Genomic DNA, 13055 nt, shown 5'->3' with positions numbered 1-13055 from the left:
CCACCCACACCATCGCGCAGACCATGCAGGCCCAGCTCGATCCCTCGCTGGGCTGGGACGACATCGCCTGGGTGCGCGAGCGCTGGCCCGGCAAGCTGATCGTCAAGGGTCTGCTCGATCCCGCGCAGGGCCGCCGCGCGCAGCAGCTCGGCGTCGATGCCATCGTGATCAGCAACCACGGCGGGCGGCAGCTCGACGGTGCCGTCGCGCCGATCGAGATCCTGCCCGAGTTCGCGAGCGAGACCGGTGGCCGCCTGCCGCTGCTGCTCGACAGCGGCGTGCGCACCGGCAGCGACATCGCACGCGCGCTCGCGCTCGGCGCCACGGCCGTGCAGATCGGGCGGCCCACGCTCTATGCGGTCGCCTCGGGCGGCGAGCCGGCCGTTGCCAGGGCGCTGGCCCTGCTCAAGGAGGAATTCGAGGTCTGCCAGTGCCTGATGGGCGCCGGCAGCGTGGCGTCGATCGGCGCCCACATGGTGCGCGGGGCCGCTCCCGTGGCGCCGCGACAGGAGACGGCATGAACATCGAGCGACTGCATACCGACGAACGCATGAGCCAGGCCGTGGTGCATGGCGGCATCGTCTATCTCTCCGGCCAGGTGGACCTGGTGCAGCCCGCGGCGACCGTGGGCGAACAGATGGCGCGCATCCTGCGGCGCATCGACGCGCTGCTGGCGCAGGCGGGCTCGAGCAAGTCGAGGCTGCTGAGCGCCACCATCTGGCTCGCCGACATCGACGGCTTCGCCGAGATGAACCGCGCGTGGACCGACTGGCTGCCGCCCGGATGCGCACCGGCGCGCGCGACCGTGGGTGCGCGGCTCGCGCTGCCCGCGCTCCTGGTCGAGGTGGCCGTGATCGCCGCCACCGGCACCGACTGACATTCCTTCCCTCCCTCGACGCCCATGAGCACAACCTCCGCGCATACCGCCATCAGCCGGCGCCGGACCATCGTCGCCACCACCATCGGCAACGGACTCGAGATCTTCGACTTCACCGTCTACGGTTTCCTCGCGCTGGTGATCGGCAAGCTCTTCTTTCCCACCTTCAGCGGCTACGGCCAGTTGCTGCTCACGGTCGCGACCTTCGGTGTCGGCTTCATCATGCGGCCGCTGGGCGGCATCGTGATTGGCGCCTATGCCGACCGCGCGGGCCGCAAGAAGGCCATGACCTTGACCATCTTCCTGATGGCGCTGGGCTGCGCGGTGATCGCCTTCACGCCCACCTACGCGAGCATCGGCGTCGCGGCGCCGGTGCTGATCGTGCTGGCGAGATTGATCCAGGGCTTCTCGGCCGGTGGCGAGGTCGGCGCCTCGACCACACTGCTGGTGGAACATGCGACGCCACAGAACCGCGGCTACATGGCGAGCTGGCAGTTCGCGAGCCAGGGCTTGGGCGTGATGCTCGGCGCGGTGGTCGTGGGCACGCTGACCTTCACGCTGTCGCCGCAGTCCATGGAAAGCTGGGGCTGGCGCGTGCCTTTCTTCATCGGCATGCTGATCGCGCCGGTGGGCATGTACATCCGCCGCCACCTTCACGAGTCGCTCGAGATCGCGCCCGATGCGAGCGCGAAGCCGCGCGAGAGCAGCCTGCGGATCGTCTGCACGCAGCATGGCGGCACGGTGCTCGCGGCCATCCTGACCATGGTGGGCGGCACCACGGCCGCCTACGTGATCACCTTCTACATGCCGACCTACGCGGTGCGCGAGCTGGGGCTCGCGCCTTCGGTGGCGCTGTTCGGCGCGGCGATCACGGGCCTGATCCTGTTCGTGGTGTCGCCGCTGGTCGGTGCGCTGTCCGACCGCGTGGGCCGCAAGCCGCTGATCCTGTGGAGCCGTGTCCTCCTCGTGCTGCTGATCTACCCGGGCTTTCTCTGGCTCAACGCCTCGCCCACGCCGGCGGTGCTGTTCACCGTGCTCGGCGTGCTGAGCCTGGGCCTGGTGGGCCAGACCGCACCGAGCATCACGATGCTGCCCGAGATGTTCCCGAAGGCGGTGCGCGCCAGCGGCATGTCGCTGGTCTACAGCGTGGGCGTGGCACTGTTTGGCGGCTTCGCGCCCTTCATCAGCACATGGCTGCTCAACGCCACCGGCAGCAAGCTCGCGCCGGCGTGGTACCTGGTCGCGATGACTGCCGTCTCCTTGCTGGGGCTGATCTGGCTGCGCGACCACACGGGCCGCGACATCGATGCGGCCGGTGCGCACGCCTGAACGATCGCCTCTTCTGAAGCTTTCCATGACCATCTCCCATCACAGCAGCGCCGCCACGCGGCATTTCTCGGGCACCTACGTCGAGGCCCGCGCCAAGTTCCTCGAGGCCGCGCGCGCTCGCGGCGCTTCGATGGAGTCCTTCGTCAACGAGGCGCATCGCGGCGCCCTCGGCGAGGAACTCGCGACCGACGTCGCGCTGCTCGGCGCCATCGATGCGAAGAAGCTGCTGCTCGTGACTTCGGGCACGCACGGCCCCGAGGGCTTCTGCGGCTCGGGCGCGCAGGTCGCGACCCTGCATGACGAGGACCTGCTCTCGCGGCTGCAGCAGGCCGGCGTTGCGCTGCTGCTGGTGCATGCCGTCAATCCGCACGGCTTCTCGCACCTGCACCGCACCAACGAGGACAACATCGACCTCAACCGCAACCACATCGACTTCGGCGCGCCGCTGCCGGTGAACGCCGAGTACACCGAGGTCGAACCGCTGGTGCTGCCCGCGAGCTGGCCGCCCACGCCGGCCGACGAAGCGGCCGTGGCCGCCTACATCGAGAAGCACGGCATGCGCGCCTTCCGCGCCGCCGTCACCAAGGGCCAGTACGTTTCGCCCGACGGCCTGTTCTACGGCGGCACCGCGCCTTCGTGGAGCAACAGGACCATCCGGTCGATCCTGCGCAAGTACGCGGCCTCGGCCACGCACATCGGCTGGATCGACGTGCACACGGGCCTGGGCCCCTACGGCCACGGCGAGAAGGTCTACCCGGGCCGCAACGCGCCCGAGGACCTCGCGCTCGCGCGCGCCTGGTGGGGCGCCGACGTCTTCGCGCTGTTCGGCGAGGACTCCGTGTCCGCGCATGTGTCGGGGCCTGTGGTTTCCGCCGCCTACGACGAATGCCCACGAGCGCGCATCGCGCCCATGGGCCTCGAGTTCGGCACCATCCCCGTCGACGACATGCTGTTGCGGCTGAGCGCCGACACCTGGCTGCGCCGTCATCCGGAAGCGCCCGAGTCGCAGCGGCGCGAGATCCGCCAGCAGCTGCGCGATGCCTTCTACTGCGACAACGACGAGTGGAAGGGCATGGTGCTGGGGCAGACGCGCGTGGTGCTGCTGCAGACGCTGCAGGGCTTGCGCGAGGCCTGATCGTTCAGGCCGTCCGCAGCCGCTCCAGGTCGGCGATCAGCGCCGGGCCCGTCGGCTGCCATCCCAGGGTCTCGCGCGTCCACGCGCTCGAGGCGGGCAGGTCCATCCCCGCGAACATCGCGAGCCAGCCGAAGAAGCCCGGTGCTTCGTCGGCCGTGAGGGAGCGGACCGACAGTTGCAGCCGCCGCCCGAGCGCCTCGGCGATCTCGCGCATCGCCACGCCTTCCTCGGCCACCGCGTGGTACTTCGCGCCCGGCGCGGCCTTCTCGAGAGCGAGCCTGAAGAGCCGCGCCACGTCGAGCACATGCGCGGCGGGCCACCGGTTGAGGCCGTCGCCGATATAGGCGCAGGCGCCCTTGTCGCGGTACATCTCGATCAACGGGCTGATCAGGCCCTGGCGCGCCGTGTCGTGCACCTGCGGCAGCCGCACGATCGACACGTTCACGCCATGCGCCTTGGCGGCGGCATTGGCCGCCTCTTCCGAGGCCGCGCGCGGATGCGTGTCGGCGCCCACGGTCGGATGGTCTTCCTTCGCCGGCTGGCCCGCCACCGTGTTGGCGATGCCGGTGCCGGAGGTGACGACCAGCGGCCGATCGGAGCCCGCGAGCGCGGCGGCCAGCGCATCGATGACCCGGCGGTCGTCCTCGCAGTTCTGCACGAAGCGCGAGAAGTCGTGGTTGAAGGCCAGGTGGATCACGCCATCGGCGCGCTCCACGCCGGCGCGCAGGCTGCCGGCGTCCTCCAGGGTGCCGTGCAGCACCTCGGCGCCGGCGGCCTTCAAGGCGGCCGCCTTCTCCTGTGAACGGCTCAGGCCGATCACCTGGTGGCCGGCCGCCACCAGTTCCTTGACGACGGGCAGGCCGATGAAACCGGTCGCGCCTGTGACGAACACTCGCATGGGAAAGATCTCCAGGTTGGGTTGGAGGCCAGTCTCCGACCGCGAGCCATCCCGGTAAAGTAGTGACGTTATCGTGGTATGGCGGCTAACAGCATGAGCGCAATGGCAAACGGCAATCCGGCGGACGGCAATGCCCTGGGCAACTACCTGAAGGATCGCCGCGCCCGGCTCGATCCCGCGGCCTTCGGCTACTCGCCGGATCGGCGTCGCACGCCCGGCCTGCGCCGCGAGGAGGTCGCGCAGCGCGCCCACATCAGCGCCACCTGGTACACCTGGCTCGAACAGGGCCGCGGCGGCGCGCCCTCGGCCGAGGTGCTCGAGCGCATCGCACAGGCGCTGATGCTCACCGAGATCGAGCGCGAGCACCTCTACCTGCTGGGCCTGGGCCGCCCGCCCGAGGTGCGCTATCGCCAGCCCGAGGGCGTCACGCCGCGGCTGCAGCGCGTGCTCGATGCGCTGCATCCCTGTCCCGCGCTGATGCGCACCGCGACCTGGGACGTGGTGGCATGGAACCGCGCCTCGAGCGTGATGCTCGTGGACTACGGCCTGCTGCCGCCCGGCCAGCGCAACATCCTGCGCTTCATCTTCCTCGACCCGCGCGCACGTGCCGCGCAGTACGACTGGCAGAGCGTGGCGCGCTTCGCGCTCGGTGCCTTCCGCGCCGACGCCACCCGCGCCGGTGCCGCGGCGCTGGTGCAGCCGCTGGTCGACGAGCTGTGCCGGCTGAGCCCCGAGTTCGACGCGATGTGGCGCGACAACGACGTGGTCGGCGTGCACGGCGAAACGGTCAAGCACATCCGCCATCCGGTGCTCGGGCCGCTGGCCTTCGAGTACTCGTCGTTCGCGGTCGATGGGCGGCCGGACCTGAGCCTGGTGGTCTACAACCCGACGACGCCGGGGGATGCGCAGAGGATCGGGGCGTTGGTCTGAAGGGGCGGCGCGGGCCGCCTTGCTTCAGCGGATCGCTTCCGAGTGCGGGAGCGGCACATGGGCGTTGTTCAACGGCCAAGGAGCCGGCCCGCCAGTTCCTCTGCATCGGCTTTCGATGCGGCGACTTCCATCGGCACGCCGAACGCCTTGGTCGCCATCGCGGTCTGGGCCTTGAAGGCCTCACGCTGGACTGCATCGAGCTCGATGATGACGACTGCCTTGCAGAACGAAGCCAGCGCGGTCTTGTTGCGCTTGAGCCATAGTCCGCGCGCCTTGCGGTCATCATGCGACTCTTGCGGTTGGCCTTCTTCCATCAGGAGAACGAAGGGGCTGGCGTGTTCCAGCAAGGCATTCATCTCGCGTTCCCATTGCACGGCATAGCCGGGACGGATGGCGGTGGCGCGGGACCGCACGACGGGGAATTCGCTCACGTCGTGCACGGTGAAGTGGTCTGTGGATTCCATGACCCGAGCGTAGGACGCCAGTTCGCGCATTCGGTAATGAGACGGGGACAGCGAGCAATGAGATCCGGCCAATTTCAGCCGAGGGAAGAACGCCGATGACGCAATTGAGCGAGCGCGCCGATGGTCCGCTGCTGGTTGCCTTCCAGGGCAACGATGCACCCGGCAACGAGTTTCGGCTCGGAACGCACGAGTACGACTGGCACCGCCATGTGAGAGGACAACTCTTCTGCATCGAGCAGGGCCTGGTCCAGGTGCGGACTCCCCATGGTGCCTGGCTGATGCCGCCTCACCGCGCGGGATGGATTCCTGCTGGCGTGCAGCACAAGGTGAGCGTCAGCGGCGCGCTGAGCGGCTGGGGGCTCATGCTCAGGCCCGATGCGGCGGCGGTGCTTCCGTCGCAGCCGTGCGTGCTGGGCGTGAACGAACTGCTGAGGGCGCTCGTTCGAAGGGCCGCAGGCTGGAGCCGGAAGGACGCGCTGCAGCCCGAGCAGGAGCGCCTGTGCATGGTGCTGCTGGACGAGGTCCGGCTCGCGCCACACGAGCCGCTCCATCTGCCGCTGCCGACCGAGCGACGCCTGCTGCAGATCGCGCAACAGCTGATCGAGCACCCCGAGGATCCGCGAACCTTCGCGGAGCTTGCGTCATGGGCAGGCTTGTCCGCGCGCACGGCACGCCGGCATTTCGTCGGGCAGACCGGCATGAGCCTGGCACGGTGGCGGCAGCACGCCCGTCTTGCGAACGCGCTCGAACGGCTGGCGAACGGCCAGGCGGTGGCCGATGTCGCGGACGCCCTCGGCTATGCGACGCCGAGCAACTTCATCGCGATGTTTCGCCGGGAGTTCGGCCAATCGCCAGGAAGGTACTTCGCCGATCGGCAGAGCTGATCGGTGCATGCCTGCGCGGCGCGGGCTCGGGGTCTGGCGCTGCGAGCCTCGATGGGATCGACCGCCGGTTGCTCAGCTGGCGTGCGCCTTCAAGTGCACCCAGACCTTGCCAAGAATGGCTTGCAGGGTCTCGCATTCCTTGGCCGTCAGCGCAGAGGCGATCGACTCGCAGGCGTGCCAGAAATGCGGCAGCGCCTCGTTGAGAAGCTTGCGCCCGCTCGGCGTGAGTTCCAGCAGCAGGCTGCGGCGATCTTCGGTGTGCGAACGCCGGGCCAGGAGCTTTCGGTCTTCCAGCCAATCGAGCAGGCCGGTCACGCTGGAGCGGGTCACGTCGAAGTATTCGGAGATGTAGCTCGGTGTCAGCGCCTTGACCTCCAGGAGGCCTCGCTCGGCCAGCCCGAAGAGCATCAGGATGTCGAACTTCTTCTCCGTCACGCCGAACGCCGCGAGCCGCGCATTGACGGAGGCCGTGACGTCGTCGCTGAGCCAGAGCATCAGGAGGCCGGCCGCGGCGAACTTGGGGTTGAGCTCCCTGGAACTCGTCTGCTTGAGCAATTCGAGGTGCGGCGCGGCGGCCTGCGCCGCGCTGCGCTCGATGGGGTCCGCCTTGGCGGCTCGGTTCTGCGCTTTCATGTGAATCCGATCCTAGCAGAGCACTCGGGAAATCCCTGAGGCAAACAGATAGTACGTCACACGTATCATTCGTCTACCGTACTAAATGGTCGAGGCATCCCGCTTCGACCGCTTCGGCTCTTCACAACCTCAAGGATCGCCATGCCCATCAAAGTTCTGGAACTGCACCACGTCGGATTCGGTGTCAGCAACGCTGTCGCCGACGAGATGCGCGACTTCTATCAAGACCTGCTTCAGTTGCCGCAGGACGAGACGCGTTGGAACATCCCCGGCATTCACGGGTACTGGATCAATCTGCCCAACGGCACCCAGGTCCACATCCTCGGCAGCGATGGTCCTTCTCCCTATGCCAAGGGCCCGGGGCAGGACCCCGTGAAGAACCACATCGCCGTCGGCGTGGAGGATGTGCTGGCGGCCGAAGAGGAGTTGATCCGTCGGGGTGTCGGCTACTTCACGCTCGACAACGTGGCTTCGCCGAGCCTCAAGCAACTGTTCATCCACGACCCGGCGGGAAACATGGTGGAGATCCATCAGAAGAACGCCCGCCGTCCCGGCGTGCCGCAAGGCCAGGCTCAAGCCGATGCCGGCAGCAAGGCCTGAGCCCACGGTTCGAAGCGAGTCGGCATGTACTTCTCACTCCCGGAACTCAGCGCGGAGCAGCGCAACAAGCTGCTGCATTCGACGATCGTTCCGCGTCCGATCGCGTGGATCGTCACACGCAATTCGTCGGGCGCGGTGAACGTCGCACCCTTTTCCTTCTTCAACGTGCTGGCAGGCGACCCTCCGATCCTTTGCGTGTGCATCGGTTCGCGCCAGGGCCGGCTCAAGGACACGGCGCTGAACATCGCCGCCACGGGGGAGTTCGTCGTCAACCTGGTGTCGGCGTCACAGGCGCGGCGCATGAACGTGACCGCGATCGAATTCCCCCACGAGGTCGATGAAGCGGCCGAGGCAGGGCTGCAACTGGTCGATTGCCGCAGCGTCGGCGTGCCCCGGATCGAGGACAGTCCTGCGTCCTACGAATGCCGCACGCGGCAGAGCATCGACATCGACGGCCGCCGCAGCCTGGTCATCGCGGACATCGTGGGGGCCTACATCACCGACAAGGCCATCGTCGATCGGGAGGCCATGCACTTCGATCCGGTACCGATGGATCTCATCGCACGGCTTCACAACCCCGGCTGGTATTGCCAGGTCAAGGACCCGTTCCAACTGGTGACGCCGTCCGTCGATCGCTGGGAGGCGATCAAGCAGGCCGACCCGGCGCTGGCATCGCTGCGCGCGCGCGTGGGCGACGGCGATCGGGCCTGAGGAGACGCGCATGCTTTCAGCTGAACTGATCCGCAGCCTGGCGTTGGAGCTCCAAGGCAGCGAGAAGTCCCGCGTGCAGGTCGAGCATTTCTCCAAGCGCTTCGCGGACATGGGCATCGAGGACGGGTATGCCATTGCACGCGAATGGATGAAGCTCAAGCGCGGCGAAGGACGCACGGTGAAGGGCCACAAGATCGGGTTGACCTCCCGCGCCATGCAGCAGGCAAGCCAGATCACCGAGCCCGACTACGGCACCTTGCTCGACGACATGTTCTTCGAGCAGGGCGGCGACATTCCCTTCGAGCGCTTCATCGCGCCGCGCATCGAGGTCGAACTGGCCTTCGTGCTCGGCCGGAGGCTGCAGGGACCGGGAGTCACGCTCGTCGACGTGCTCGCCGCGATGGACTACGTCGTGCCGGCGATCGAGATCATCGATGCGCGCATCGAGCAGTTCGACCGCGATTCCCGGGCGATGCGCAAGGTGTTCGACACCATTGCCGACAACGCGGCGAACGCGGGCATCGTGCTCGGTGGCCGGCCGGTCAAGCCCGATGCCGTCGATCTGCGCTGGGTCTGTGCGCTGCTGCACCGGAACGGCGTGATCGAGGAGTCGGGCGTGGCCGCGGCGGTGCTCAACCACCCGGCCACCGGCGTGGCCTGGCTGGCGAACAAGCTCGCGCAATGGGACGAGCACCTCGCGGCCGGCGAGGTGGTGCTTTCGGGCTCCTTCACCCGGCCTGTGGCCGGCCTCAAGGGCGACAGCTTCCATGCGGACTACGGGCCGCTCGGCTCGGTGAGCTTTCGGCTGGCTTAGGCACAGCGCCTCTTTTCAAGCGACTTCGCGACCTGGAACTGCAAGAGCCTGCGCTCCTGCAGCGGGAGCGGTGCGTCCATCGAAGACGCGCGAAGCGATTTCATTCGTGTGGCAGATAGTCAGTCACGCGAAACATGTTGGGACCGATGAACTTTCACAAGGAGAACGCAATGAACCGATCGATGAACGCAGAGGCCTTCCAGGGCAAGGACCTGTCCGGATTTCTCAAGGGCGAAGGCCACGAGGGGATCTACACGGGCGACGAGTACCTGCGCAGCCTGAACGACGGACGCGAAGTCTGGATCAATGGCGAGCGCGTCGCCGACGTGGTGAGTCACCCGGCGTTTCGCAATGCCGCCCGCATGACGGCGCGCCTGTACGACGCCATGCACGATCCGCAGCGCCGTGCACTGATGACCGTGCCGATCGAGGGCAGGGAGGGCTATGTGACGCATCGCTTCTTCCAGGCGCCGCGCAGCGTGCAGGAGCAGGTGGCCAGCCGCGATGCCATTGCCGAATGGTCGCGCATGACCTTCGGCTGGATGGGCCGCACGCCCGACTACAAGGCAGCGTGGATCGGCACCCTGGGCGCCAACGAGGGCGCCTATGCCGAGTACCAGCCGAACGCCGACCGGTGGTACGACTTCTCGAGGCGCCGCGTGCCCTACATCAACCATGCCATCGTGAACCCGCCCGTCGACCGCTCGCTGCCGGTCGAGCAGTCCGACGTCTTCATCCGCGTGGAGCAGGAGACCGATGCCGGCCTGATCGTGAGCGGTGCCAAGGTCGTTGCCACGGGCGCGGCGCTCACGCAATGGACGTTCGTGGGCCACTACGGCGTGGTGCACAAGGACAAGCGGTTCTCGCCGATCTTCATCGTGCCCACGGGCGCGCCCGGCGTGAAGCTGATCTGCCGCAACTCCTACGAACAGGCCGCGGCCGTGATGGGCAGTCCGTACGACGCGCCGCTGTCGAGCCGGCTGGACGAGAACGACTCGATCCTGATCCTGGACAAGGTCTTCGTCCCGTGGGAGGACGTGTTGATGTACGGCGTCGACCTCTCGAACACCTTCATCAAGCAGTCGGGCTTCCTCGGGCGCACCCTGATGCACGGCTGCACGCGACTGGCCGTGAAGCTCGACTTCATCGTCGGCCTGTTCCTCAAGGCAGTCGAGATCACGGGATCGAAGGAGTTCCGCGGCGTGCAGGCGGCCGTGGGCGAGGCCATCGGGCTGCGCAACGTGATGTGGGGCCTGTCCGATGCCATGGCGAATTCGGCGCAGCCCTGGGGCGACGGCTACTGCGCGCCGAACGTGCATACGGCGCTCGGCTACAGGACCATCCAGTCCGATGCCTACTCCCGCGTTCGCAACCTCATCCAGAAGACCGTCGCCAGCGGCCTGATCTATCTGCCGTCGCATGGCGCCGACTTCAAGAATCCCGCCATCCGCGGCTACCTGGACCGTTATGTGCGCGGTTCCAACGGGATCGACGCGCAAGAGCGGGTGAAGGTGCTGAAGCTGCTCTGGGACGCGGTCGGCTCCGAGTTTGCGTCGCGGCACGAACTCTACGAGATGAACTATTCCGGCAGCTACGAGCAGAGCCGGCTCGACCCGCTCACGGTCGCCGAACACAGCGGCTTGACGGATCAGATGAAGGGCTTTGTCGACCAATGCATGTCGGAATACGGGCTCGACGGCTGGCTGGCGCCGGACCTTCGCGCCGCCGGCGAGGCGGTGCGGGGAGGCCTCTGAGATGAGCAGCCAGATCGCTCCCGCCGACTTCCGGCGAGCCATGGCGAGCTTCGCGACCGGCATCACGGTGATCGCCGTGGAGGGGAACGACGGGGTGCATGCCATGACCGCGAGTGCTTTCATGTCGGGCTCGCTCGCTCCGCCCCTGGTGGTGCTGTGCATCGATCGCAAGAGCCGCATGCACGACCTCCTGCTTGGCGCGGATCGCTTCGGCGTGAGCGTGCTGAATGCCGCGCAGCAGGAGGTCAGCAGCCATTTCGCGAACCAGGCCAGGGCGCCCGAGGCGCCGCGCTTCAGCCATCAATGGGGCGCACCCGTCCTGCAGCATGCGCTCACGAGGATCGTGGCCGCGCACGAGTCGCACCATGACTGCGGGGACCACACGCTGTTCGTCGGGCGCGTGGAGCAGATCGGCCACGAAGGCGGGCCGCCGCTGCTGCACTTCGGGGGGCGGTATCACCGGTTGGCCGGCCTCGAGCCGGCGACGGCGTAGGCGCGCGGCCCGGACCGCTTAGGTCTGCACGTACCCCTGGCCCTTCGCGCTCGGCGCCGGCAGCGTCTCGCCCATCATCTCGCGCACGCTCGCCTCGATGGTGTGCGACATCGCGTCGAGCGCGAGGTCGTTGGGCTCCATGCCGAAGGGCTCCTCGATCTCCGCGCCGAGCGCTTCGAGCGCGAAGAAGGTGTAGGCGATGAAGGCCACCACCACCGGCGTCATCGCGCCGATCGCATCGACCAGCCCGAAGGGTAGGAGCACGCAATAGAGGTAGATGGTGCGGTGGATGATGACCGCATAGGTGAACGGGATCGGCGTGCCCGCGATGCGCTCGCAGCCGCCCAGTGCCTCGGTGAGCCGGCCCATTGGCAGCTCGATGGCCTGCGCGAGCTCGGGCGCGAGCCGGCCCTGCAGTCGCTGCGCCTGCAGCCATTCGCCGACCATCAGCAGCAGCACGGCGGGCTTGAAGCGCACGGACCGAAGCCGCGCGCAATCCTCTTCCGGCAGCAGGCGCGCGAGGTCGGCCGCGGCATCGGTGCCGCGCAGTTGATGCCGCAAGGCGTGCACGAAGGCGATGAGTCGCGCGACCGGCAGTTCGGTGCCCTCGCGCGAGGGCAGCAGCGTGATCAGCTGGCGCACCAGCGTGCGCGTTTCGTTGAGCAGCGTGCCCCAGAGCGTGCGCGCCTCCCAGTAGCGCGCGTAGCTCGTGCCGTTGCGAAAGCCCAGGAAGATGGCGAGCGTGAGGCCGATCAGCGAGAAGGGCACGAAGTTCAGCGGCACCTTCCACTGGAACAGCCGGCCATGCAGCACGGTCACGAGGATCGCGAAGCCGGTGGTCCACAGCAGCTGCGGCACGATCGACGACAGCACCGAGCCGTGCCAGACGAACAGCATGCGCAGCCAGTGGGGACGGGGGCGGACGATCATGGGGCGGCCATTATCGCCAGCGCCGCGGCCCGTGCGTCCTCGGCCTACAGGCGGCCCGCGCGGTGTTTGCAAGAATGCACCCGGCGATCTGTTCGTCGACCGATGAATGAACCAGGAGGAAGATACGCATGCCACACCGTCTTTCATGGCCGGTTTCCGGCCTCGCCCTGCTCGGCGCCCTCGTCGCCGTCCAGGCCCACGCACAGAGCGATGCCCAGGTCTATGACAACGCGATCGAGCAGGCAGCGCTCGTGTGTCCGGGCCACTCCGCCGAGCGCACCCGGCCCGGCATCCGCGCCGTGGGCGTCGGTGCCTTGCGTGTGCTCGCGCAACGCCGCATCACGATGTGCCCCGACCGCCGCCTCGACGCCGCCACGCCGGTGGTCTGGTATGGCCGTGCGGGCGTCTTCGCGTGGAATCCCGAGGTCAAGGAGGCCGTGGCGCTGGTCGCGTCCCGAGTCGATGCGATGACGCGCAAGGACGAGTTCCCGGCCGACACGCTGGTGTGGAAGGCCGACGGCAGCGAGGCCAAGGGCGTGACGGTGCCGATGTTCGAGCGCAGGGCGCGGCCGGCGGGCGGCTGAGGCGCGCGGCCGAAGGCAT

Annotated in this window: 16 protein-coding genes; 12 read left to right on the top strand and 4 right to left on the bottom strand. The window is 67.9% G+C overall.

What is annotated here, in order from left to right; genetic code table 11:
- The 4 genes from AC27VN_RS04355 to AC27VN_RS04340 all read left to right on the top strand — a co-directional run.
- Positions 1 to 521: alpha-hydroxy acid oxidase (locus tag AC27VN_RS04355; protein WP_490875761.1), on the top strand; the 521-nt coding region annotated here is incomplete at its 5' end.
- Entirely contained in the window at positions 518 to 877 is a 360-nt protein-coding gene (locus AC27VN_RS04350; RefSeq protein WP_490875760.1) for a RidA family protein, read from the top strand. The genes AC27VN_RS04355 and AC27VN_RS04350, both read left to right, overlap by 4 nt.
- A gap of 24 nt (positions 878 to 901) precedes the next feature.
- Complete coding sequence (locus tag AC27VN_RS04345; protein WP_490875759.1) at positions 902 to 2206, top strand: MFS transporter; 1305 nt, start codon at positions 902 to 904, stop codon at positions 2204 to 2206.
- Positions 2207 to 2231: 25 nt separating this feature from the next.
- The gene (locus tag AC27VN_RS04340) at positions 2232 to 3341 is read left to right on the top strand and encodes a M14 family metallopeptidase (RefSeq protein WP_490875758.1); all 1110 of its coding nucleotides are present in this window, start codon (positions 2232 to 2234) and stop codon (positions 3339 to 3341) included.
- A 4-nt stretch (positions 3342 to 3345) separates the two neighbouring features.
- On the opposite strand, the gene AC27VN_RS04335 is transcribed toward AC27VN_RS04340, so the two are convergent.
- Entirely contained in the window at positions 3346 to 4239 is an 894-nt protein-coding gene (locus AC27VN_RS04335; protein ID WP_490875757.1) for an SDR family oxidoreductase, read from the bottom strand.
- 93 nt (positions 4240 to 4332) lie between these two features.
- On the opposite strand from AC27VN_RS04335, the gene AC27VN_RS04330 reads away from it, so the two are divergent.
- The gene (locus AC27VN_RS04330; RefSeq protein WP_490875756.1) at positions 4333 to 5169 is read left to right on the top strand and encodes a helix-turn-helix transcriptional regulator; all 837 of its coding nucleotides are present in this window, start codon (positions 4333 to 4335) and stop codon (positions 5167 to 5169) included.
- A 68-nt stretch (positions 5170 to 5237) separates the two neighbouring features.
- Here AC27VN_RS04330 and AC27VN_RS04325 read toward each other — a convergent pair whose 3' ends face one another.
- Positions 5238 to 5633: a hypothetical protein gene (locus AC27VN_RS04325; protein WP_490875755.1), complete on the bottom strand. Its 396-nt coding sequence runs from the start codon at positions 5631 to 5633 to the stop codon at positions 5238 to 5240.
- A gap of 95 nt (positions 5634 to 5728) precedes the next feature.
- Here AC27VN_RS04325 and AC27VN_RS04320 point away from each other — a divergent pair, with 95 nt between their 5' ends.
- Positions 5729 to 6517 (top strand): AraC family transcriptional regulator, encoded by a 789-nt coding sequence (locus AC27VN_RS04320; protein WP_490875754.1) that lies wholly within the window; start codon positions 5729 to 5731, stop codon positions 6515 to 6517.
- Between the two features lie 72 nt (positions 6518 to 6589).
- On the opposite strand, the gene AC27VN_RS04315 is transcribed toward AC27VN_RS04320, so the two are convergent.
- Positions 6590 to 7150 (bottom strand): MarR family winged helix-turn-helix transcriptional regulator, encoded by a 561-nt coding sequence (locus AC27VN_RS04315; protein ID WP_490875753.1) that lies wholly within the window; start codon positions 7148 to 7150, stop codon positions 6590 to 6592.
- A 141-nt stretch (positions 7151 to 7291) separates the two neighbouring features.
- Between AC27VN_RS04315 and AC27VN_RS04310 the strand changes: the two genes are divergently transcribed.
- The 5 genes from AC27VN_RS04310 to AC27VN_RS04290 all read left to right on the top strand — a co-directional run bounded on the left by AC27VN_RS04310 (position 7292) and on the right by AC27VN_RS04290 (position 11522).
- Positions 7292 to 7750: a VOC family protein gene (locus AC27VN_RS04310; RefSeq protein ID WP_057589787.1), complete on the top strand. Its 459-nt coding sequence runs from the start codon at positions 7292 to 7294 to the stop codon at positions 7748 to 7750.
- 24 nt (positions 7751 to 7774) lie between these two features.
- Entirely contained in the window at positions 7775 to 8461 is a 687-nt protein-coding gene (locus tag AC27VN_RS04305; protein ID WP_490875752.1) for a flavin reductase family protein, read from the top strand.
- 10 nt (positions 8462 to 8471) lie between these two features.
- The gene (gene hpaH, locus AC27VN_RS04300; protein ID WP_490875751.1) at positions 8472 to 9275 is read left to right on the top strand and encodes a 2-oxo-hept-4-ene-1,7-dioate hydratase; all 804 of its coding nucleotides are present in this window, start codon (positions 8472 to 8474) and stop codon (positions 9273 to 9275) included.
- A gap of 170 nt (positions 9276 to 9445) precedes the next feature.
- Positions 9446 to 11029, top strand: coding sequence for a 4-hydroxyphenylacetate 3-hydroxylase family protein (locus AC27VN_RS04295; protein ID WP_490875750.1), 1584 nt, complete (start codon positions 9446 to 9448; stop codon positions 11027 to 11029).
- Position 11030: 1 nt separating this feature from the next.
- Complete coding sequence (locus AC27VN_RS04290; RefSeq protein WP_490875749.1) at positions 11031 to 11522, top strand: flavin reductase family protein; 492 nt, start codon at positions 11031 to 11033, stop codon at positions 11520 to 11522.
- Between the two features lie 18 nt (positions 11523 to 11540).
- Here the strand turns inward: AC27VN_RS04290 and AC27VN_RS04285 are convergent, their stop codons facing one another.
- Positions 11541 to 12452 (bottom strand): bestrophin family protein, encoded by a 912-nt coding sequence (locus AC27VN_RS04285; RefSeq protein ID WP_490875748.1) that lies wholly within the window; start codon positions 12450 to 12452, stop codon positions 11541 to 11543.
- Positions 12453 to 12580: 128 nt separating this feature from the next.
- Between AC27VN_RS04285 and AC27VN_RS04280 the strand changes: the two genes are divergently transcribed.
- The gene (locus tag AC27VN_RS04280) at positions 12581 to 13036 is read left to right on the top strand and encodes a hypothetical protein (RefSeq protein WP_490875747.1); all 456 of its coding nucleotides are present in this window, start codon (positions 12581 to 12583) and stop codon (positions 13034 to 13036) included.
- Positions 13037 to 13055: the final 19 nt, after the last annotated feature.

The organism is Variovorax sp. 20P10.2.4, assembly GCF_058244205.1.
Note: the sequence above shows the minus strand (reverse complement) of the source record. Positions and strands in the feature narration are given on the sequence as shown.